Origin of the sequence: Streptomyces sp. NPDC008317 (assembly GCF_042955955.1) — a bacterium.
Taxonomy (GTDB): Bacteria; Actinomycetota; Actinomycetes; order Streptomycetales; family Streptomycetaceae; genus Actinacidiphila.
The window spans coordinates 101977-124344 of sequence record NZ_JBIBFQ010000003.1 but is presented as its reverse complement, the minus strand read 5'-3'; the positions used below and the strand labels follow the sequence as shown (position 1 = coordinate 124344).

Genomic DNA, 22368 nt, shown 5'->3' with positions numbered 1-22368 from the left:
GCCACAGTGGACCGTCGGACGCCGATGTGCCCGAGCCCATCCATCCCCCTCCCGCCTACGCGGGCGGGTCGGGGGGCGCAGGGGCCGAGCCCCCACCCACCCCCATTCCCCGGCAACCCCCACCGGCAGGCGGACGCCGATGGGCGAGGAGGGGACGGGGCGGGGTGCCCCCGCAGAAATACGTTGACGGCCGGGTGCCGGATTCGCAGAGGCCAGGTGGTACGGATTTCGAGGAGGTGCCCCGGACCGGCACCGACCAGGCACAGGCGGCACCCGCAGACGGAGAAAGCACCTGCACGGGTGGGCGGGCGGGAAAGACAAGACACACTCGCGCCCGTGACGTGGCGCGTCCGATCAGGCATACTCCAACGCGCCAGAACCGCTGATCACCGCGTGCCGCGACCCGGCAGGGGACCATCGGTTCATGGGCACTGCCCACCGACGGCGCCGCCACACCCAGGGCGTGCCGCCGACGCCCCCGACAGGGAGGAGCGTGCCGCGATGTCGCAGCACGGCCCGCAGCCGGTTGTCCGCCACCTGCCCACCGAGGAGGCGCGGGATCTGCTCGCGCTCACCCGGGACCTGGCCCAGCGGGAGATCGCGCCCGCGGCCGCCGCGGAGGAGGACGCGGGCCACTTCCCGCGTGAGACCTTCGCGCTGATCGGGGAGACCGGACTGCTCGGCCTGCCGTACGCGGAGGAGCACGGCGGCGGGGGCCAGCCGTACGAGGTCTACCTCCAGGTGCTGGAGGAACTGGCCGCGGCCCGCCTCACCCTCGGCCTCGGCGTCAGCGTCCACACCCTCGCCTGCCACGCGCTCGCGCACTTCGGCGCCAAGGAACAGCGCGCCGAGCACCTGCCCGCCATGCTCGGCGGCAGCCTCCTCGGCGCCTACTGCCTCTCCGAGCCCGCCGCGGGCTCCGACGCGGCCAGCCTGCGGACGCGCGCCGTACGTACCGGCGGCGGCGCGGACGGGGGCGGCGCGGACGGCGACGGCGGGAACTGGACGATCGACGGCACCAAGGCGTGGATCACCCACGGCGGGGTCGCCGACTTCTACACCGTCCTGGCCCGCAGCGGCGGCGACGGCGCGCGCGGCATCTCCGCGTATCTGGTGCCGGGCGACGCGCCGGGCCTGAGCGCCGCCGCGCCCGAGCGGAAGATGGGCATGAAGGGCTCGCCCACCGCGCAGGTGCACTTCGACGGCGTGACCGTCCCCGACAGCCGCCGCATCGGCGAGGAGGGCCAGGGGTTCGCCATCGCGCTGGCCGCGCTGGACGCCGGGCGGCTCGGCATCGCCGCCTGCGCCGTCGGCCTCGCCCAGGCCGCGCTGGACGCCGGGCTCGCGTACGTCAAGGAGCGGCGCCAATTCGCCCGGCCCCTGGCCGACTTCCAGGGGCTGCGCTTCATGATCGCCGACATGGCCACCAAGATCGAGGCGGGCCGCGCCCTGTACCTGGCCGCGGCCAGGACCCGCGACGCCGGTCTCGACTTCTCCCGGCAGGCCGCCATGGCCAAGCTCTTCTGCACCGACGCGGCGATGCAGGTGACGACGGACGCCGTCCAGCTCCTGGGCGGCTACGGCTACACGGCCGACTTCCCCGTGGAGCGGTACATGCGCGAGGCCAAGGTGCTGCAGATCGTCGAGGGCACCAACCAGATCCAGCGCATGGTGATCGCGCGCCACGTGGCGGGCCCCGAGTCGCGGAGCTGAGCGGTCGCCCGGCGGCGGGCGGTGACCCGGCGCCCCGGTCGGGGCGCCGGATCAGGCCGCGCGGGGCGCCGGTACCCGGAAGGGGCGCGAGCCGGGGCCGCCCACGTGCGAGAAGGGCTGGGTGCGCCAGTCCAGGGTGTCGGGCAGGACCAGGAGGGTGCCGAGGTCGAGGTCGTGGACCTCGCCGGGCAGGGAGCCGTCGAGGGGGCGGGCCTCCTCGACGGGGCGGCCCGAGCCGGAGCAGACGGTCAGGCCGAAGGGGTTCCACGGCGTGGGGCACAGGGCGTGCTCCGGAAGCCGGTCCTCGTCGGCGAAGACCGCGATCGGCCGCGCGCACTCCGGGCAGTCCACCCGGACCAGGTCGAGATCGTCCTCGAACGAGTCATCCGTGTCGTCGTCGTCCGGCAGTCCCGGCAGCAGCGCGAGCGCGAATTCGCGTTCGTGCCCCTCCTCGGGCGCCGGCTGGGTCCGCTCACTGCGGTTGTGGCGCACATGGTTACGCATATTCGCGTCTCCCCCATCGGACGGATGTGCCCTCCATCGGGCCGGCCCGGCGTCAATCCCGCGGCCATAGCGAGCACTTCCCGCCGCGCTACGCGGGTAATCACGCCATCGACCTCATAGGGATGCATGGGGTGTGGCCTTCGTCACATCCCGCCTTTTGGCCGGTCCATGCGCCCTCGCCATGCCTCCGCGCACCCCTCGTGCCCCCGCGCGGCATCTTGCGGGAGTGCCGGATAAGGTGCGAGCGGGCGTGGCCGGGCAGGGCCCCGCCGACCGGTGGAAGCGGCTCGGCAGAATGCGTGGCGACGTGATGCGTGACGGGTGGCGGCGTAATGCGTGACGGTGGGATGCGGACCAACTGGGCCGGGAACATCACCTTCTCGGCGGAACGGGTGCACCGCCCGGAGTCGACCGGCGCCCTGCGCTCCCTGGTCGCCGCGAGCCGCCGCGTGCGGGTGCTGGGCAGCGGCCACTCCTTCAACGACATCGCCGACACCGACGGCGCCCTCGTCGAACTCTCCGGCCTGCCACCGGAGATCGACATCGACACGGCCGCGGCCACCGTCCGCGTCGCCGCGGGCGTCCGCTACGCCGAACTCGCCCAGCGGCTGCACGAGTCCGGCTTCGCGCTGCCCAACATGGCGTCGCTGCCGCACATTTCGGTGGCGGGCAGCGTCGCCACCGGCACCCACGGCTCCGGCAACGCCAACGGCGGCCTCGGCACCTCCGTCAGCGCCCTCGAACTCGTCACCCCGGACGGTGAAGTCGCCGTGCTCAGCCGGGACAAGGACGGCGACCGCTTCGACGGCGCCGTGGTCTCGCTCGGCGCGCTCGGCGTCGTCACCGCCCTCACCCTCGACCTGGTCCCCGACTTCGCCCTCCGCCAGCATGTCTTCACCGGGCTCGAACTGGCCGACCTGGACGGGCACTTCGACGCGATCACCGGGGCCGCGTACAGCGTCAGCATGTTCACCGACTGGCGCGCGCCGCGCTTCGGGCAGGTCTGGCTCAAGCAGCTCGCCGACGCGCCCGCGCCCGAATTCCCCTGGGCCGCGCCCGCCACCGGGCCGATGCACCCCGTCCCCGGCGCCGACCCGGTGAACTGCACCGCGCAGCAGGGCGTGGCCGGACCCTGGCACGAGCGACTGCCGCACTTCAGGCCGGGATTCACCCCCAGCAGCGGCGCCGAGTTGCAGTCCGAGTACCTGCTGCCCCGCGAACACGCCCTGCCCGCGCTCCACGCCCTCGCCGGGCTCGGCGCCGACATCGCGCCGCTGCTCCAGATCTGCGAAGTGCGGACCGTCGCCGCCGACCGGCTCTGGCTCAGCCCCGCCTACGGGCACGACTGCGTCGCCTTCCACTTCACCTGGGTGCCGGACACCGCCGCCGTCCTCCCCGTCCTCGCCCGCCTCGAACAGCGCCTCGCGCCGTACGCGCCGCGCCCGCACTGGGGCAAGGTCTACGTCGCCGACGCCGCCGAGGTCAGGTCCCGCTACCCCCGTATGGCGGACTTCCGGGCGCTGGCCGCCGAGGTGGATCCGGGCCGCACCTTCAGCAGCGCCCACCTGGACCGGCTGCTGCCCGCGTGAGCGCGACGGCGACACCCGGCGCGGGATGTGACCGAACCGTGCACATGCATACGTAACGCGGCGCTGTGCCTATGGGTAAGGTCATCCGCTATGGAGGAGTTGGACCGGCACATCGTGGAACTTCTCGTCGCCGACGGGCGCATGAGCTACACCGACCTGGGCAAGGCCACCGGCCTGTCCACCTCGGCGGTGCACCAGCGCGTGCGCAGGCTCGAACAGCGCGGGGTGATCCGCGGCTACGCGGCCATCGTCGACCCCGAGGCGGTCGGCCTGTCCCTGACGGCCTTCATCTCCGTCAAACCGTTCGACCCCAGCGCCCCCGACGACATCGCGGACCGCCTCGCCGAGGTCCCCGAGATCGAGGCGTGCCACAGCGTCGCGGGCGACGAGAACTACATCCTCAAGGTGCGGGTCTCCGCCCCCATCGAGCTGGAACACCTCCTGACCCGGATCCGCACCCTCGCGGGCGTCTCCACCCGCACCACGGTCGTCCTGTCCACGGCGTACGAGGCCAGGCCGCCGCGCGTCTGAGGCGTGAGTCCGGCCGCCGCGGACCCGCCGTCACGGGAGGCGCGCAGGCGCCGGGGGCGCCACCCCGGAGTCCGGCGCGCGCCCCGACCGGGGGAGACTTGTGCCCATGCACCGCACCTCCTCTCCGCAGCCCCCCGCCGCCCCCGCGCCGACCGGAACCGTCCTGCTCCGCGGCGGCGCCGTCTACAGCCCCGCCGACCCCTTCGCGACCGCGATGGTCGTGGACGGCGGCACCGTCGCGTGGGTCGGTTCCGAAGGGGCCGCGGACTCCTTCGCGGACGGTGTGGACCGTGTCGTCCGGCTCGAAGGGGCGCTGGTGACCCCGGCCTTCACCGACGCGCACGTGCACACCACCGCCACCGGCTTCGCCCTCATCGGCCTCGACCTGTCCGGCGCCGCGTCGCTGGCCGACGCGCTGACCCGTACGGCCGCGTACGCCGCCGAGCGGCCCGCCGACCGCGTGCTGCTCGGCCACGGCTGGGACGAGAGCCGGTGGCCCGAGCGGCGCACACCAACCCGCGCGGAGCTGGACGAGGCGGTCGGCGGACGACCCCTCTACCTGACCCGTACGGACGTCCACTCGGCCGCCGTCAGCACCGCGCTGCTCGACCTGGTGCCCGGCGTCCGGGACGAGCCCGGCTTCGACCCGCAGGCGCCGCTGACCCGCGACGCGCACCACGCGGTACGCCGCGCCGCGTACGCCGCCGTCACCCCCGCCCAGCGCGCCGCCGCCCAGCGCGCCGCGCTGCTGCACGCCGCGGAACAGGGCATCGGCGCGCTGCACGAGTGCGCGGGCCCCGACATCTCCTCCGAGGGCGACCTCACCGGCCTCCTCGCGCTGGCCGCCGCCGACGCCGGGCCGCGGGTCTTCGGCTACTGGGCGCAGGCCGCGTCCGACCCCGCCGACCTCGACCGGGTCAGGGACCTCGGCGCGATCGGCGCGGGCGGCGACCTCTTCGTGGACGGCTCGATCGGCTCCCACACCGCCTGCCTGCACGCCCCGTACGCCGACGCGCCGCACACCGGCGTCAGCTACCTGGACGCCGAGACCATCGCCCGCCACCTCACCCTGTGCACGGAAGCGGGCCTCCAGGCCGGTTTCCACGCCATCGGGGACGCGGCGATCGGCGCGGTCGTCGACGGCGTACGGGCCGCCGCCGCGGCCGTCGGCCTGGAACGCGTCAGGGCCCTGCGGCACCGCGTGGAGCACGCCGAACTGATGACCCCCGACACCATCGCGGCCTTCGCCGAATTCGGCCTCGTGGCCTCCGTGCAGCCCGCCTTCGACGCGGCCTGGGGCGGTGAGGACGGCATGTACGCCGACCGGCTCGGCGCCGACCGGGCCCGCGACCTCAACCCCTTCGCCGCCATGACCCGTGCCGGGGTGCCGCTGGTCCTCGGCTCCGACAGCCCCGTCACCCCGCTCGACCCCTGGGGCGCCGTCCGCGCCGCCGCCTTCCACCGCACCCCCGAGCACCGCGTCTCGGCTCGCGCCGCCTTCAACGCCCACACCCGTGGCGGCTGGCGCGCCATCGGGCGGGACGACACCGGCGTCCTGGTCCCCGGCGCCCCCGCCGACTACGCCGTCTGGGACAGCGGCGACCTCGTCGTCCAGGCCCCCGACGAACGCGTCGCCAACTGGTCCACCGACCCGCGCTCCGGCACCCCGGGCCTGCCCGATCTCACCCCCGGACGCCCGCTTCCGTCCGCCCTGCGCACCGTCGTCGGCGGCCGTACCGTCTTCGAGCGGCCGAACGGGTGAGCATCGCTCGGCACATGCGGCCGAACGGTGTGCCCTCGGCCTGTCGCGGCGTGTCGCAGGGCCCCGCACTGACCTGCTGATTTGGCGAAACCCCGCAGGTCAAGGGGGTGTTGACAGCCGATGGTCGGAGGCGAGTAGGTTCGGCCAAGTCCACCACAGGACGTCGGACCGGGGGCCCTCCGCGGTTCTGTCGACCGCCGCTGGGCCATGGGGCGCCGCGCCGCACGTGCACGCCGCCACTGGCAGCCAGGTCCAGCGTCAGCGGCGCCGGAACGCGTACGCGCCCCGGTCGGCAGGTGTGACCCGGGAAGGGCCCGGACGCCCAGTAGACAACGGCCTTGGTACTGACCCGCAGCCAGCGGGTCCCAGGTCGGCCCGAAGGGCGTCCGGGCCCGTTCCGTTGCCCTCCCGCAGTCTGGGGGTCCCCCCGGACGGAGTCTGGGGGAGGGTCCCGCGTTGGCCCGAAGGGCGTCCGGGCCCGTTCCGTTGCCCTCCCGCGGCCTGGGGGTCCCCCCGGACGGAGTCTGGGGGAGGGTCCCAGGTCGGCCCGATGGGCGTCCGGGCCCGTTCCGTTGCCCTTCCGCAGTCTGGGGGTCCCCCCGGACGGAGTCTGGGGGAGGGTCCCAGGTCGGCCCGATGGGCGTCCGGGCCCGTTCCGTTGCCCTTCCGCAGTCTGGGGGTCCCCCCGGACGGAGTCTGGGGGAGGGTCCCGCGTCGGCCCGAAGGGCGCCTGGGCCCGTTCCGTTGCCCTTCCGCTCTCTGTTCCGCGGCCTGGGGGTCCCCAGACTTCGTCCGGGGGTGCCCCCAGGCGGGTGGGGCGGGGTACCGTCGCCTTCATCACCACTTCACCTGCAAGAAAGGCCGCGACGTGCGCCCGCGACCCGACACCGTTTCCGCGGCGACCGCGGTTGAGCCGTTGACGGAGCCGTCAGCGGCGCCAGGGGTTGGGGCGGAGGGGAAGGCGTCGCGCCGCGAGCGGTTCGCGGCGGCGGCGCGGGCGGCCGCGCCCAGGTCGGCGGTGGCCGCGGTGAGCGGCTGCGCGCTGGCGCTGGCGTTTCCGCCGTACGGGGTGTGGCCGCTGTCGGTGGTGGCGGTGGCGGCCCTGGCACTGGTGCTCGAGGGCAGGACGGTGCGCCAGGCGGCCTGGCTGGGCTTCGCCTTCGCGTTCCCCTTCTTCCTGTGGCTCCTGGTGTGGCTGCGCTCGGTGATCTGGCTGGCCGTACCGCTGCTGTCGGCGGTCGAGGCGGCGTATCTCGTGCTGATGGCCGCGCTGATCGTGCTCGCCCGGCGGCTGCCCGGCTGGCCGCTGTGGACCGCGTGCCTGTGGGTCGCGCAGGAGCTGGTACGCGATCGGCTGCCGTTCGGCGGCTTCCCGTGGGGGCGCCTGGCGTTCGCCAACACCGCCTCCCCGTACACCCCGCTCGCCGCGCTCGGCGGCGCCCCGCTGGTGACCTTCGCGGTGGCGCTCAGCGGCACGCTGCTGGCCGCGGCGGCCCTGGCCGGGTACCGGGCGTACAAAGCCCGCCGCGCCGCCGTCCTGCCGGGCGTGACCGCCCTGGCCCTGTCGGTGGCCGTCCTGCTGTCCGGCCTGCTCGTGCCGGTGCACACCAATGCCGTCGGCCACGTGCGCGTCGCCGTCGTCCAGGGCAATGTGCAGCAGCCCGGCATGCACTTCCTCGGCCGACCGATGCAGATCCTCAACAACCACGTACAGGCCACCCTCAAGCTCGCCGCCGACATCGAGGCGGGCAAGGTGCCCAAGCCCGACATCGTGCTGTGGCCGGAGAACTCCTCCGACCTGGACCCCTTCACGTACCCGGAGGCGTACGACAAGATCACCGAGGCCGTGAAGGCGGTGGGCGTGCCGGTGCTGGTCGGCGCCCTGGTCGACGGCCCGGACGAGGACCACGTGCAGAACGAGGGCATCGTGTGGGACCCGGTCACCGGCCCCGGCGCCCACTACACCAAGCAGCACCCGGTGCCGTTCGGCGAGTACGTGCCCTTCCGCAAGGCGCTGACCAAGGTCGTCCCGATGCTCAACCAGATCCCGCGGGACTTCTACCCCGGCAAGGGCACCGGCGTGATGCGGATCGGTCCGGCCGAACTCGGCGACGTGATCTGCTTCGAGGTCGCCTACGACGGCATTGTGCGCGACACGGTGAAAGCCGGGGCGCGGGCCCTGGTCGTCCAGACCAACAACGCCACCTACGGCCGCACCGGCCAGCCCGAACAGCAGCTCGCCATGTCCCGGCTGCGCGCCGTCGAGCACGGCCGCGCCATCGTCACCGCCGCGACCAGCGGAATCAGTGCGATCGTCGCTCCTGATGGCAAGATCGAACAGCAGAGCGCGGAGTTCACCCAGCAGGTGCTGAGTGCCGACATCCCGCTGCGCGACGAGATCACTCTCGCCGACCGCGTCGGTACGTTTCCTGAGTGGTCACTCGCTATTGTTGGGCTCCTGTCCTGTGCGGTCGCCTTCGCGCTCGGCAGGCGCGACCGCACACGCATGGGCATGGCAAAGGGGCAGTAGTGAACGACGGCGAGCAGCGGAGCTTCGGGCCGCTCGGCAAGGTTCTGGTCATCATCCCGACCTACAACGAGGCCGAGAACATCAAGCCGATCGTGCAGCGGGTGCGCACGTCGGTACCCGACGCCCACATCCTCGTCGCCGACGACAACAGCCCGGACGGCACCGGGAAGCTCGCCGACGAGCTGGCGGGCGCCGACGAGCAGGTCCACGTCCTGCACCGGCAGGGCAAGGAGGGCCTGGGCGCGGCGTACCTCGCCGGCTTCCAGTGGGGCATCGACCACGGCTACGGCGTCCTGGTCGAGATGGACGCGGACGGCTCCCACCAGCCGGAGGAACTGCCCCGGCTGCTGACCGCGCTCAAGAGCGCGGACCTGGTGCTCGGTTCGCGCTGGATCCCGGGCGGACGGGTCGTCAACTGGCCGAAGTCCCGCGAGTATCTGTCGCGCGGCGGCAGCACCTACTCCCGGCTCCTGCTGGACGTCCCGATCCGTGACGTGACCGGCGGCTACCGCGCCTTCCGCAAGGAGACCCTGGAAGGTCTCGGCATGGCCGAGATCGCCTCCGCCGGCTACTGCTTCCAGGTGGACCTCGCCTGGCGCGCGGTCAAGGGCGGCTTCCACGTGGTCGAGGTGCCGATCACCTTCGTCGAACGCGAGCGCGGCGACAGCAAGATGAGCCGCAACATCGTGGTCGAGGCGCTGTGGCGGGTCACCGCGTGGGGCGTGGGCTCCCGGGCGGGCAAGATCGTCGGCCGCAAGGCGTAAGGCCGCCCACGGCCCCCTGAGCCCCTTCGTGGGGCATGCGGGGGCGGGACGCGCGGACGTGCGCACGGGCGACCGCGGGAATCCCCCGCGGAACCCGAAGAGGGAAGCGTCCACCGATCCGGTCTTTACCTGATCTTTGGCACACTTGAGCTATGACGATGAGCACTCCGCCCTCTGTCCGTCCGCAGCAGCCCGGCCCGCGGCGACGGCGCCGTTCGCGCGTCCGCACCATCCTGCCGCTGGCTGTCGCGGCCTGGGCGGTGCTGGAGATCTGGCTGCTCATCGTGGTGGCGGGGGCGACCAGCGGGCTGACGGTCTTCCTGCTGATCGTCGCCGGGCTGATACTGGGCGCGAGCGCGGTCAAGCGGGCCGGGCGCAGCGCGTGGCGGAATCTGACCGCGCAGGTGCAGGCCGCCCAGGCGCAGGCCGCGCGGGACCCGAACGCGGCCCCGACCCCGCCCGCCGAGAGCAAGGGGCGCAACGGACTGGCGATGCTCGGCGGCCTGCTGCTGATCATCCCCGGCTTCCTCTCCGACGCCGTGGCGCTGTTCCTGCTCTTCCCGCCGACCCGTAGGCTCATCGGCAAGGGCGTCGACCGGCTCAACGCCCGCGCCCTCGCGGCGCGGCCCGCCGCCGGGGAGCCCGGCTCCGTCGGCGACCTCTTCCAGCAGGCGCGGGACGCCAACGAGCAGATCCGGATCCACAAGCCCGACGGCAAGGTCATCCAGGGCGAGGTCGTCGACCACCGGGACTGATCACGCGCGCGGGTCCGGCGGTCCGCGCCCCGCGGATCTCGGGATCAGCGCCGTGCCACGCAAAAACCCGCCGGGGGCGGAGCAGGTGCTCCGCCCCCGGCGGGGAAGTGTCGGGGGGCCTTGGTCCCCGGGGAGGTGATCCCTGGGGCGCCCCCATGGGTGAGCCCGCGCTGTCAGGCGCTCTTGCGGTTGTCGCGCGGATGCACGGCGATGTTCATCGCTCCGGAGCGCAGGACGGCCAGCCGTTCGGCCAGCACCTCCTCCAGCTCCTCGAGCGTGCGCCGCTCCATCAGCATGTCCCAGTGCGTGCGCGCGGGCTTGGTCGTCTTCTCCTCCGGGCCCTCTCCGTCCACCAGCAGGGCGGTCTGGCCGCAGGCGCGGCACTCCCACTCCGGCGGAATCTCGGCCTCAACCGAGAACGGCATCTCAAATCGATGTCCGTTCCGGCATGCGTACTCAACGGTCTGGCGCGGGGCCAGATCGATACCGCGGTCGGTCTCGTAGCTGGTGGCCCCGAGTCGCGTGCCGCGGAGAGCTCGCTCACTCATGAATCGTGCCTCCCGGGCTTGGTCGCCCACAGGACAGGTGTCGCTGTCGTCGTCATCCGGTCAACGTCCGGTCGGCGGTGAAGATTCCCGTTTAGGGAGATGCGTCGCCCGTCGTGTCGCCCCTGTTTGTACCCACCGGTGCCCGGTTTGTCACATCTGAGCGGAGATGTCACCCGGTGTCGTCATATCTTTTGCGTGCAGTAACGGTCAAGCTGCTGGGCCAACCGCGTACACTACCGGTCCGCACCGCCTCCGGCTAAATCGGATCGACCGCAGCGCGTTCGGGCGCGTCCCGACGAATCACCGCAGAAGCGGGCATTACGTCCGGGGTCGAGCCCGCGTCAGCACCCGAATTCGTATCCGAATTCACCTCCCCGTCCCTGGTCGCGTCCGTGGCCCCGTCCCTGTTCGCGTCCTTGACCACGCCCGGACCCGGCGCTCCCTCCGGTTCCGCGAAGATCCGTAGGAAGAATTGCGCGAGCGGGCCGATGGCCAGCGCGTAGAGCACCGTACCGACCCCCACGCCGCCGCCCAGCGCGAAACCGGCGGCGAGCACGGTCACCTCGATGCCGGTACGCACCAGCCGTACGGAACGGCCGGTCCTGCGGTGCAGGCCGGTCATCAGGCCGTCGCGCGGTCCGGGGCCGAAACGGGCGGTGATGTAGAGGCCGGTCGCCAGGCCGTTGAGCGCCACCCCGGCCACCAGCAGCGGGACGCGTACGGCCAGGGCCTCCACGTGCGGCACCAGGCGGCAGGTCCCGTCCATCGCCAGGCCCACGACGAAGACGTTGGAGACCGTGCCGAGTCCGGGGCGCTGCCGGATCGGCCACCACAGGAGGAGAACGGCCGCACCGACGACAATGGAGACGACGCCGATGCTCAGTCCGGTCAGCCGGGACAGCCCCTGATGGAAGACGTCCCACGGGTCCAGGCCGAGCGCGGCGCGGATCATCAGCGCTGAGCTGGCCCCGTACAGGACCAGCCCGACGTAGAGACGGACGAGGCGGCGGTACGGGACCGGCGAGAGCGACGGGTGCGGGAACGACGAGAACAACGGAACCCCCCTGGCGGACGTGTTGGCGCACATGCCACTCTGTGGCCTGTAAGTGCTTCGGATCCACGGCCAATCTGTGGAAGGTGGACTGATTTCTGTGTCCCAGTGGACTGCGACGGTCGGCGCCGCGCACCTCGCCCGGCTTCTCGAACCGCGCCCGCGAAGCGGCCGCGGCGCCGGAGCGGCGGCGGGCCACGGGCGCAAACTGCCCGCCTACCGGGGGCTGGCCGACGGGATCAGGCTGCTGGTGCTCGAAGGCCGGGTACAGGTCGCCGCGCGGCTGCCCGCGGAACGGGAACTGGCTCTCGCGCTCGGCGTCAGCCGGACCACCGTCGCCGCCGCCTACGAGGCGCTGCGCGCCGAGGGATTCGCCCGCTCGCGGCGCGGCGCCGGAAGCTGGACCGCGATCCCCGACGGCCATGTGCTGCCCTCGCGCAGCCTGGAGCCGCTGCCGCCGGACGCCGCCGGGTCCGTGATCGACCTCGGCTGCGCCTCGCTGCCCGCGCCCGAGCCGTGGCTGACCCGCGCGATGGAGGGCGCGCTCGCCGAACTGCCCGCCTACGCCGCCACGCACGGCGACTTCCCGGCGGGGCTGCCGGTGCTGCGCGAGGCCATCGCCGACCGCTACACCGCGCGCGGTGTGCCCACCATGCCGGAGCAGATCATGGTGACCACCGGGGCGATGGGCGCCATCGCGGCGGCGGCCCGGCGGCTGGTCGGCTTCGGGGAACGGGTCGCCGTCGAGTCGCCCAGTTACGCCAATGTGCTGGAGCTCTTCCGCGAGACCGGCTCCCGGCTCGTGCCGGTCACGCTGCGCGAGGGGCTCGGCGGCTGGGACATGGACGCCTGGCGGCGCGTGCTGCGGGACGCCGCGCCGCGCATGGCGTACGTCATGCCGGACTTCCACAACCCGACCGGCAGTCTCATCGGGGAGGACCAGCGGCGCGACCTGGTCGAGGCCGCGCGCGCGGCGGGCACCGTCGTCGTGGCCGACGAGACGATGGCCGAACTCGTCCTGGACGGTGAGGAGTCGGGGGTGCGGCCGATGGCCGCCTTCGACCGCGGCGGCACCGTCATGACCGTGGGCTCCGCCAGCAAGGCGGTCTGGGCGGGGCTGCGGATCGGCTGGGTCCGCACCACCCCGGACGTCGTACGCCGCCTGGTCTCGGCCCGCGCCTACCTCGACATCGGCTCGCCCGTCGTCGACCAGCTCGCCGTCGCCTGGTTGCTGCGCGGTGGCGGCTGGGACCTGGCCCTCGCGGCTCGCCGCGAGCGGGCCCGCGAGTGTCGCGACGACCTCGTCGCCGCCTTGCGTGAGCACACTCCCGACTGGGACTTCGCGGTGCCCCGCGGCGGTATGACCATGTGGGTCCACACCGGTGACGTGTCCGGCTCGCGGCTGGCCGTCGCCGGTGAACGGCTCGGTGTCCGCGTGCCGTCCGGGCCGCGCTTCGGCGTCGACGGCGCCTTTGAGCCGTACATCCGGCTTCCCTTCACCGTCAGCGGGGCCGCCGCCGTTGAGGCTGCCGCCCGGCTTGCCCAAGCCGCCCACGTCGTCCGCTCCGGCGGCGCCGCCGACGGCGAAACCACCGGCCTCTTCGTGGCCTAGGGCCCCTCTGCGGCCCCCTTTGCGCCGGGGCGGCGCGCCGCTCTTTCAGGGGCGCGGGGAACTGCGCGCCCAGCCACGACGGGCTGTCAGCCCGGACACGACAGCGACTGCCCCGCCGGGGCCGGTTCTCACAGCTCGCCGCCGCGACGGCTGGTTGCGCAGTTCCCCGCGCCCCTACGGGGCACGTCCCGCCGCGAGGCTAGGGGCTAGGGGCTAGCCGAGTTCCAGGTCGGCGACGGTGCGGACGACGGCGTCCTTGCGGAGGGCGATGGGGGCCGGTTCGAGGACGGCGGGAGAGGACTCCTCGGGCTCGGGGACCTCGACGGAGTCGGAGTCGGCTTCGGAGGTGGTGGGGAGGAGGCCGAGGACGGCGTCGCGGTGCGACTGGGCGCACTCGTCGTCGTAGGGGTCGGGGGTGGAGGGCACCTGGAGGCGCAGGACGGGCCCGGTGCCGAGCCGGGCGTACCCGCGGCCGGGGGGAACATCGGCGGCCGGGGTGGTGCGCTGCGGGGCGCCGAGAACGGCCTCGACGTGCTCGGGGGCGAGCGGCCCGAGGACGACCCGGGCCCGGGTCTGGGCGATCACGACGGGCGCCAGCGCCTCCGTGGCGTCGAGCTGGTCGGCGACGGCGACGGCGACATTGGCCGCGCGCCCGTGCCGCAGCGGGACGTCGAGGAGGGTCTGCGGATCGGGCCGCCCCTCGGCGAGGGCGAGCTGGGTCAGCGCGGTGGGCCGGTCCACCAGGATCCACAGCGGACGGCGTACGTCCTCGGAGACCGGATCGCCGTTCTGCCGCGCCCGGTTGACGGCGATGAGCCGCCGTTCCGTCTCGTGCGCGGCCCATTCGAGGGTGGCGGAGGCGCCGGACAGGCCGCCCTCCACGGCGAGGACGCCGGGCCGCCCGATCAGCGACGCGTACTCACCGGTGCCGCTGCCGTCCACGACCACCACGTCACCGTGGACCAGCGCCTGGAGCGCGATGGACCGCAGCAGGCTGGTGGTGCCGGTGCCGGGCTGGCCGAGCGCCAGCAGGTGCGGCTCGGTGGAGCGGGGGCCGGTGCGCCAGACGACCGGCGGGGCGTCCCTGGTGCCCTCGCCGCCGGTCACCGGCACCGTCCGCTGGACGGCACCGGCGTCGGTGAAGCCGAGGACCGTCTCGCCGGGCGAGGTGATGAAGCGCTGCGCGACGATGTCGGTCGGCAGCGGCGCCAGCGCGGTGAGGGTGAGGTGGTTCTCCTCCTCGTTCCAGTCGAAGCGGTACTCCCGGCCCCGGCCCGCCTTGGCGTGCAGAAGCTGCTCCACCCGGGCGCGCGACTCGGCCTCGCCGTCGGTGAAGTACGCCGGGTAGCGCAGGTGCAGCCGGGCGAGCCGACCGCCCTGGAACTCGTACTCGCTGAACACCTTCTCCCAGCTTCCCTCGTGCGCGTACAGCGGCGCGGGGTCCCCGGCGTCCGACAGGTACGGCACCAGCGCCTCGTACAGCGCCTGGAGCCGGCCGGTCTCGGCCTCGCTCGGGCCCGCCGGGGCGGCGGGGGTGCGGTCGCGGCCCATCCAGGCGGCGGACGCCATGATCGCGCCGATCGCCAGCAGCGGGCCGTACGGCATCATCACGACGACGACCACGCCCGCGGCGGCCAGCAGCAGCGCGGGGCCGCGGCGGTCCTTGGGGGTGCGGCCCCACCAGCCGCCCGCCCACAGCACCTGCTTGCGCATGCCGCGGGCGATGGTGATGACCGGATGGAGCACGTCGGTGGCGCTGTCTGCCGCGGTACGCGCCAGATCGCGCCCGCGGACGAGCGCGGGTCGGCTGGTCAGAATGCTGGGAAGGGGACGCCTGGCCACGGGGTGCTCCATGGGTGGTTCGGGTTCGGGCTTCGGGTGCGGGAAGGGCCGCGTGGGGAAGGGCGGCGCCCTGAGGGTGCGGCGGGGGGACGGGCGGCGGCCGGAATGGACACGGGCCCGGAGCGGACGACCGCGCCGGGCCCGTACTGGAGTGGCCGCCCGCCGGCGACGGCCAGGTCCCGGGCCGGGGCCCTAGACCTTGATCCCGCCCAGCAGGCTGGCCAGGCTCGCGCCGCCCGCCTTGATGCTCGGGGCGATGGCCGTGCCCGCGAGGTAGAAGCCGAAGAGGGCGCAGACGAGGCCGTGGGACACCTTCAGCCCGTCCTTGCGGAAGAACAGGAAGCAGATGACGCCGAGAAGGACGACGCCGGAGATCGACAGGATCATTGGGCTTTCTCCTGGGTGATGGGGACGGTCACCATGAGTTCTTCCAGGCTCACAAAAAGTAATAGATCACGCACGGTGGCAAATGAGTGATTTGTAGCGAATTTCCACCATGTGGGGGGAGGCGGCGAACGGTGCCCGGCGCGAGCATTGCCCGCCAGGACCGGTTCATGTGCCCACCGCGCCCCCCGCCCCGCTCCTGGCGCAGTGAAGTCGCCCGAACGGGTGACGGCGGTGCAGGATGGCCGGTGTGCAGCTCACCCCGATCACCTGGTCACGGCTGGCCGACACCCTCGCCGAGCGGATCGCGGACGCGACCGCGGGGGTGAGCGCGGACGGGCCGGGGCCCTGGTGGCGGGTGGCCGTGGACGGCGCGGACGCCGCCCGCCCCGGCGATCTGGCGGACGCCGTCGCCGCCGCGCTGCCCGCTCTCGGCCGCCGCGCGCTCCGGGTGCGCGCCGCCGACTTCCTGCGGCCCGCGTCCCTGCGCTACGAGTACGGCCACCAGGACGCCGACGCGTACTACCAGCTCTGGCTGGACACCGGCGCGCTGCGCCGCGAAGTGCTCGACCCGCTCGGCACCGGCGGCTCGGGCCGCGTCCTGCCGACGCTGTGGGACGCCGCCACCGACCGCGCCACGCGCGCCGACTACGTGCGCCTGCCGCCCGGCGGCGTCCTCGTACTCGACGGGCCGCTGCTCCTCGGGCAGGGGCTGCCGTTCGATCTGACGGTCCATCTGCGGCTGTCCCCGGCCGCGCTGGAGCGGCGCACGGCGCAGGCCGACCGGTGGACGCTGCCCGCATTCGACCGTTACGACCGGGAGGCGATGCCGGAACAGGCCGCCGATGTCCTGGTACGTGCCGACGACCCGCGACACCCCGCCTGGACAGGCTGAACGACCCTCGCGCGTAAGCCCGTTGACCTCCCGGCCGCCGCCGGTCCGGCCTCGCCTTGCCGTGGGACCGCGCACCCCGCTAGCGTCCCCATCCACCATGACTGTCGCCATCGCGCCGCTGACCACCGAGCACATACCCCAGGCCGTGCAGCGCTACGACCGCTGGTTCGCGCGCGCCCGCCGCCCGCCGTCGCAACGCTCGTGGCTCGCCGACGGCCCCGTGCGCGGTGAGGAACTGCTGGGCAAGCTGATCGGCGTTCCGGGTCTCGAGGCCGCCCGCGCGCTCGACGGCGACGGCGGCCTGATCGGACACCTCGCCGCCGTCCCGGTGGACCTCACCCAGGACGACCCGGCGGGGCTGCGCAGCCACCCGCACTCCGCGCTGGTCCCGCACGGCGGTCACGCGCTGCCCGGCGGACGCGAGTCGGAGGTGCTGCGCGCGCTGTACGCCCGCGTCGCGGCCCGGCTCGTCGCGGAGCGACGGCTGGTCCACTACGTCGACGTGCCCGCGGGGGAGACCGCCACCCTGCCCTGGGCCGACCTCGGCTTCGGCCGCGAATTGGTGCACGGTCTGATGGCGGTCAAGGCGCGCGGGCGCCAGCCGCGCGGCGTCGAAGGGCTCGGCATCCGGCGCGCGGGCGTCGGCGACCTGCCGCAGATCGGCCGGATGGCCGCCGAGTCCTCGCGCAGGCAGCGCGAGTCCGCGGTGTTCCAGCCCCAGCCGGAACGCGCGCTCGCCGCCCTGCGGGTCTACTACGCCGACGCGCTCGGCGACCCGCGCAGCGGCGCCTGGATCGCCTCCCGCAGGGGCGAGGAGATCGGCATGGTGCTGCTGGTCCCCGCCACGCCCGACCCGGTGATCCCCGAGTCCTGCGTGGAGCTGGCCGAGGCGTACGTCGAACCCTCCGCGCGCGGCGAGGGCGTCAGCCGCGTCCTGCTCGCCACCGCGCTGGCCTGGGCGTACGACCACGGCCACCGCTACATGTCGGCCCGCTGGCACTCCGCCTCACCGCTGGCGGCGGGGCACTGGCCCGCGGTCGGCTTCCGGCCGGTCGCGTACCGGCTCAGCAGGTCGCTCGACGGCCGGATCGGCGGCTCGCCCGGCAGCTACTGATATCCCCAAGTAGCGTATTAAATCGGGCATTTAGGCGTGATGCGGCTCACTCGGCCGGTCCGCAGTGAGCGGCATCACCTCGGGAACACGGTCCGATTCCCCCGATGTACCCACTGTTCCCGATCCGGGCGGTTTGTCACCAGGAATCGGTCACGGAGGCACGGACGGTGAGCGGCTCGCACACGCAGCGGTGACGGCGGACGACCGGGAGTGACCGCGCTCCAAGCGGTGCGCCCGACGACGATCACGGTTGGTTGCCCGCCGCTCGGCCGGTCGTTTAGCTTCGCCTCCTGCGGGCCGGATGCCCGCGAATTGCGAATGTCCGTCGGGCGGAACGCCGAATCCTGCCGCCGCCCGGTTTCCTGGATCTTTGATCACACACGGCAGGGGCGGGGGACCCAGGTAAGTCGCCGTCCAGCAGTACCGGACGGCTCGGGGTGAAGTCGCGGCGCCTTGCGTACACGCAACGGCATTTCCACGTGACCGGGCATCTCCTGCCCGAACCCGACAGCTCACCTCGTAGGCGTAGGAGAGGAAATCCCCCATGCCCGCAAAGGGACAGCACCGCAAGACCCGTATGAGCCGCCTCACCCGCATCTGCATCGCCGCGGGCACGGGTGGCGTGGCCATCGCCCTGCCGCTGGTCGGCGCGGGCATCGCCTCGGCGGCCGAGCCCGCCCACAGCGCCCCCGCCACCGCCTCGCACACCTCCGCCGTCAAGGCGACGACCGTGGCGGACAAGAGCGCCGCGCCCAAGGCCGCCAAGGCCAAGACCACCAAGTACTCCGTGGTCAGCGGTGACTCGCTGTCGAAGATCGCCGACAGCCACCACGTCAACGGCGGCTGGCAGCAGCTCTACTCCGACAACAAGTCGGTCGTGGGCTCCAACCCGAACCTGATCTACCCGGGCCAGCACCTCACGCTGAACGGCGCCTCCGCCGAAAAGCCCGCCACCGCGCAGAAGTCCGCCCCGGCGCCGAAGAAGTCGGCCCCGGCCCCCGCCAAGAAGGCGACCCCGGCGCCCGCCGAGACCACCGCCCCGTCGAAGTCGTCCGACACGACGACCACGACCACCAAGTCCGCCGACACCACCGCCGCCAGCTCCTCCGGCTACACCAAGCCGGTCGGGGACGCGGCGATCGGTACCCAGTACCACGCCTCCGGCGCCAACTGGTCCAGCGGCTACCACACCGGTGTGGACTTCCTGGTCGGCTCCGGCACCAGCGTGAAGTCGGTCGCCGCGGGCACCGTCGTCTCCGCGGGCTGGGACGGCGCCTACGGCAACGACGTGATCGTCAAGCACGCCGACGGCAAGTACACGCTGTACGGCCACCTGACCCAGGCGCTCGTCTCGGCCGGGCAGACCGTCACCGAGGGCCAGCAGATTGGCGTCTCCGGCGCGACCGGCAACGTGACCGGCCCGCACCTGCACTTCGAGGTCCGCACGACCCCGGACTACGGCTCCGACATCGACCCGGTCGCCTACCTGGCCTCCCACGGCGTCACCGTTTCCTGACCCACCCGCTCCACAGCCGCTGTGGCGGCTCCTCGCGGCATCCGTGCCCGCCCGGTTCCTCACCACCGGGCGGGCACACCCGCGTGACGGGCCGCGAGTCCACGTGGTCACGCGGGTGACGTGGTCACGCGGTGACGTCGTTACGCGGTGACGTCGTTACGCGGTGACGTCGTTACGCGCTCACGTGTCCGGGAACAGCGCGGCCAGCTCGCCGCGCGAGACCACGCCGAGCTTCGGATACGCCTTGTAGAGGTGGTGGCCGACCGTGCGCGGGCTGAGGAAGAGCTGCGCGGCGATGTCCCGGTTGGTCAGCCCGAGCGCGGCCAGCCGGACGATCTGCGACTCCTGCGGCGTCAGCCCCGCCTCGTCCGCGACCGACCTGACCGTGTCCTGACCCACCGTCACCGACGCTCCCGACACGCCCAGTTCACTGCGCGCCCGGTCCGCCCACGGGCGCGCGCCGAGCCGCTCGAAGGTCTCCAGCGCGGCCCGCAGGTGTCCGCGTGCCTCGCTCTTGCGACGGGCCCTGCGCAGCCACTCGCCGTACAGCAGCGCCGTACGCGCCGACTCCAACACCCTTCGGTGCGGGTCGTGAAGGGCCAGCGCCTCGATGAAGTACGCCTCCGCGTCGGCGTCCTTGGCCCGCAGCGCCCGGCAGCGCGCCACCAGCGCCCGCGCCCAGTCCTGCCCGGAACGCGCGGCCCACGCCTCGAACCTGGCCACGGGCTCGTCCGCCCGCTCCGGCACGCCCAGTCGCACCGCCGCCTCCACCAGGTCGGGGACGCCGCGCGTCGCGGAGATGTGGTGCCGTACGGTCGGCTCGGTCAGCAGCGACAGCCGGTCGAGCGCGAACTGCGTACGGCCCAGGCCCAGTTCGAGCAGCCCTTGCGACCAGTACGCCCACGGCGCGCCCGGCGCCATCGCCGTGCCCGCGCCGCCCGCCAGGGCCTCGTCCACCAGCCGGCGGCACTCGTCCTCGTCCCCGCGCAGCGCCGCGACATGCGCCAGCGCACTGCTCAACTGGCTGACCCACTGCCGCTGTCCGGTGTCCCGTGAGATCCGCAGCCCCTCGGACGCCGTGGCGACGGCCTCGTCGAGGCGGCCGTCGAACAGCTCCGCCTCCGCGCGGAAGAACATCAGCGTCGTCAGCCTGCCGACACCGCCGCTCTCGCGGCTCTCCGCCGCCAGCGTCGTCGCCAGGTCGTACGCCGCCGCGTCCTGCCCGAGCGCCAGGCCCACCCCGCACAGCATCACCAGGTCCCGAGGATCGACCCGGCCGCCGCGCGCGGCCCGTGACGCCGCCGCGGCCTCGGCCACGTCGGGCGGCCCGGCCGCCGCGCTGCCTGGCCCGATCGCCCGCACCAGGAACTCCGCCACCGGCCGGATCGGCGCCCACGGCGGCAGCTCCAGCGCCGCCAGCCGCCCCAACGTCCCCGCCACCTCGTCGTCGCCGAGGTACCAGGCCGTATGCGTCGCCTGCACCAGCATCCGCGCCGCCGCCGCCGAATCCGCCTCCGCCAGCAAATCCGCCGCTTCCAAAAGGAGTTGATGCGCCGCGCCGAAATCCCCCTCCCAGAAGTCCGCGAGCGCCCGCACATAGAGCGCTCTGCCGCGCACGGCGGACAACGGGTTCGCCGCGCCCCGCGCCGCGGTGGACGCGGCTTCGGTGGGCGCCGGGCGGCCCGGCCCGGACGGGTGCGGCGGAACGGGCCCGCCGACGCCGCCGGTGTCGGCGGTGGACGCCGGATCGCCGGGTGCGGGGCCGCCCGGTCCGGACGAGCCGGGCGGAGCGCTCTGCCCGACGGCGGCGTCGACACCGGAAGTCGATCCGGCGGGTGCCTGACCGCCCGGCGTGGACGCGCGGGGTGAAGTGCCCGGCTCCGCGTGGGCCGTTGGGGCCGACGACGGCTCCGCGCCGCCTCGTACGGCCGCTGCTTCCGCCTCGGTCTCGGCGGCGCGGGTCGCCTGGTCGGCGAAGGCGCGGGCGCGGGGGATGTCGCCCGCTTCGGAGGCGGATTCGGCGGCGAGGAGGAGGCGTTCGACGCGGGCGACGGGGTCGGTGCTGAGGCGGGCGGCGCGTTCGTAGGCGGCGGAGGCCGCCGCGTGGCCGCTGCGTTCGCGGGCGCGGCCCGCGGTCCGCTGGAGGGCGGTGGCCACGGCTTCGTCGGGGCCGGTGGCCGCGGCGGCCAGGTGCCAGGCGCGGTGGTCGGGGTCGCGTACCGGGTCGGCGGCCTCGGCGAGGGCGCGGTGCGCGGCGAGACGGTCGGGGAGGGCGGCACGCTGATGGATCGCGGCGCGGACCAGCGGGTGCCGGAAGCGCAGCATGTCCTCGTCGTCCACGTAGACCAGGTTCGCCTCCTCCGCGGGCGGCAGGTCGTCGACGCCGACGCCCAGCACCGCCGCCGCGCGTACCAGGATGTCGGGGTCGCCGGTGTGGTCGGCCGCGGCCACCAGCAACAGCGTCTGCGTGCCGGGCGGCAGGTGGCTGACCTGGCCGTGGAAGGCCATCTGGAGGCGCGTGGTCAGCGGCAGCCCGCCGCCGGCCGCGGCGGAACCGCCCGCGCCCCGCGCGTCGGCTGACGGTCCGAGCGGGAGTTCCAGCAGCGCCAGCGGATTGCCCCGCGCCTCGGAGAGCACGCGGGTGCGTACGGTGTCGGCCGGTGCGCCGCCGCGGTCGGCGAGCAGCGCCCGCGCCGCGTCCTCGGGCAGCGGGCCGAGCCGCAGTTCGGGCAGGCCGGGCGCGGTGAACGACCCGGCGCCGTCACGTACGGCGAAGACCATCGCCACGCCCTCGGCGTCGAGCCGTCGCGCCGCGAAGACCAGCGCGTCGGTGGACGCCCGGTCCAGCCACTGCGCGTCGTCCACGACACACAGCAGCGGCCCCTCGCCCGCGTGGTCCGACAGCAGCGACAGCACGGCCAGGCCGACGAACATCGGCTCGCTCGCGGCGTCGGCCTCCAGGCCGAACGCGGCCCGCAGCGCCCGCCGTTGCGGCACGGGCAGCGCGTCCAGCGAACCCATCGCCCTGCGCAGCAGCAACTGAAGCCCCGCGTAGGGGAGTTCGGCCTCGAATTCCACGCCGGAGCTGCGGACGACCGTCAGGTCGCCCGCCGCCGCCACGGTCTGCTCCAGCAGCGCGGTCTTGCCGATCCCGGCGTCACCGCGCACCACGAGCGCTCCGCTGCGGCCCGCCCTCGCCCCCGCCAGCAGTTCTTCCAGCGCGGCCGTCTCCGTGTCCCGTCCGTACAACATGCCGGG

General features: G+C 73.9%; 17 protein-coding genes and 1 riboswitch. Of the genes, 11 read left to right on the top strand and 6 right to left on the bottom strand.

All coding sequences use genetic code 11. The features are described 5' to 3' along the window. The first annotated feature begins 501 nt into the window (after positions 1-501). Entirely contained in the window at positions 502-1713 is a 1212-nt protein-coding gene (locus ACFY9V_RS10455; RefSeq protein ID WP_391160736.1) for an acyl-CoA dehydrogenase family protein, read from the top strand. 51 nt (positions 1714-1764) lie between these two features. Here ACFY9V_RS10455 and ACFY9V_RS10450 read toward each other — a convergent pair whose 3' ends face one another. After that, complete coding sequence (locus ACFY9V_RS10450; protein ID WP_391160734.1) at positions 1765-2217, bottom strand: hypothetical protein; 453 nt, start codon at positions 2215-2217, stop codon at positions 1765-1767. 332 nt (positions 2218-2549) lie between these two features. Here ACFY9V_RS10450 and ACFY9V_RS10445 point away from each other — a divergent pair, with 332 nt between their 5' ends. The 6 genes from ACFY9V_RS10445 to fxsA all read left to right on the top strand — a co-directional run bounded on the left by ACFY9V_RS10445 (position 2550) and on the right by fxsA (position 10148). Further along, entirely contained in the window at positions 2550-3806 is a 1257-nt protein-coding gene (locus ACFY9V_RS10445) for an FAD-binding protein (RefSeq protein ID WP_391160732.1), read from the top strand. Positions 3807-3896: 90 nt separating this feature from the next. Continuing rightward, a complete protein-coding gene (locus tag ACFY9V_RS10440) occupies positions 3897-4337 on the top strand; it encodes an Lrp/AsnC family transcriptional regulator (protein WP_355347139.1) in 441 nt (146 codons plus the stop codon). A gap of 106 nt (positions 4338-4443) precedes the next feature. Further along, positions 4444-6099: an amidohydrolase family protein gene (locus ACFY9V_RS10435; protein ID WP_391160731.1), complete on the top strand. Its 1656-nt coding sequence runs from the start codon at positions 4444-4446 to the stop codon at positions 6097-6099. A 916-nt stretch (positions 6100-7015) separates the two neighbouring features. Further along, a complete protein-coding gene (gene lnt, locus ACFY9V_RS10430) occupies positions 7016-8629 on the top strand; it encodes an apolipoprotein N-acyltransferase (RefSeq protein ID WP_355347145.1) in 1614 nt (537 codons plus the stop codon). Further along, positions 8629-9393 carry a polyprenol monophosphomannose synthase gene (locus ACFY9V_RS10425; RefSeq protein WP_355347148.1) on the top strand — a complete coding sequence of 255 codons (765 nt, stop codon included), beginning with the start codon at positions 8629-8631 and terminating at the stop codon, positions 9391-9393. Before lnt ends, ACFY9V_RS10425 begins: the two co-directional genes overlap by 1 nt. Before the next feature lie 152 nt (positions 9394-9545). After that, positions 9546-10148, top strand: coding sequence for an FxsA family membrane protein (gene fxsA / locus ACFY9V_RS10420; RefSeq protein ID WP_355347151.1), 603 nt, complete (start codon positions 9546-9548; stop codon positions 10146-10148). Positions 10149-10321: 173 nt separating this feature from the next. On the opposite strand, the gene ACFY9V_RS10415 is transcribed toward fxsA, so the two are convergent. Both ACFY9V_RS10415 and ACFY9V_RS10410 read right to left on the bottom strand, forming a co-directional pair. Further along, a complete protein-coding gene (locus ACFY9V_RS10415; RefSeq protein WP_093713023.1) occupies positions 10322-10696 on the bottom strand; it encodes an RNA polymerase-binding protein RbpA in 375 nt (124 codons plus the stop codon). Between the two features lie 256 nt (positions 10697-10952). After that, positions 10953-11783, bottom strand: a complete 831-nt coding sequence (locus ACFY9V_RS10410) for a YitT family protein (protein ID WP_391160727.1) — start codon at positions 11781-11783, stop codon at positions 10953-10955. A gap of 64 nt (positions 11784-11847) precedes the next feature. Here ACFY9V_RS10410 and ACFY9V_RS10405 point away from each other — a divergent pair, with 64 nt between their 5' ends. Continuing rightward, the gene (locus ACFY9V_RS10405; RefSeq protein WP_355347155.1) at positions 11848-13359 is read left to right on the top strand and encodes a PLP-dependent aminotransferase family protein; all 1512 of its coding nucleotides are present in this window, start codon (positions 11848-11850) and stop codon (positions 13357-13359) included. A 213-nt stretch (positions 13360-13572) separates the two neighbouring features. Here the strand turns inward: ACFY9V_RS10405 and ACFY9V_RS10400 are convergent, their stop codons facing one another. Then, positions 13573-15201, bottom strand: a complete 1629-nt coding sequence (locus ACFY9V_RS10400; protein WP_391160724.1) for a hypothetical protein — start codon at positions 15199-15201, stop codon at positions 13573-13575. A 192-nt stretch (positions 15202-15393) separates the two neighbouring features. Beyond that, positions 15394-15588 carry a hypothetical protein gene (locus ACFY9V_RS10395; RefSeq protein ID WP_188279792.1) on the bottom strand — a complete coding sequence of 65 codons (195 nt, stop codon included), beginning with the start codon at positions 15586-15588 and terminating at the stop codon, positions 15394-15396. 247 nt (positions 15589-15835) lie between these two features. Between ACFY9V_RS10395 and ACFY9V_RS10390 the strand changes: the two genes are divergently transcribed. From ACFY9V_RS10390 to ACFY9V_RS10380, 3 genes are all read left to right on the top strand, one after another. Beyond that, positions 15836-16480: a uridine kinase gene (locus ACFY9V_RS10390; protein ID WP_391160722.1), complete on the top strand. Its 645-nt coding sequence runs from the start codon at positions 15836-15838 to the stop codon at positions 16478-16480. A gap of 97 nt (positions 16481-16577) precedes the next feature. Beyond that, entirely contained in the window at positions 16578-17594 is a 1017-nt protein-coding gene (locus tag ACFY9V_RS10385) for a GNAT family N-acetyltransferase (protein ID WP_391050649.1), read from the top strand. Positions 17595-17919: 325 nt separating this feature from the next. Further along, a riboswitch (cyclic di-AMP (ydaO/yuaA leader) is annotated at positions 17920-18135 on the top strand. Between the two features lie 3 nt (positions 18136-18138). After that, entirely contained in the window at positions 18139-19110 is a 972-nt protein-coding gene (locus tag ACFY9V_RS10380) for a peptidoglycan DD-metalloendopeptidase family protein (RefSeq protein WP_355347168.1), read from the top strand. A 180-nt stretch (positions 19111-19290) separates the two neighbouring features. Here ACFY9V_RS10380 and ACFY9V_RS10375 read toward each other — a convergent pair whose 3' ends face one another. After that, positions 19291-22362, bottom strand: coding sequence for an AAA family ATPase (locus ACFY9V_RS10375; protein ID WP_391160720.1), 3072 nt, complete (start codon positions 22360-22362; stop codon positions 19291-19293). Positions 22363-22368: the final 6 nt, after the last annotated feature.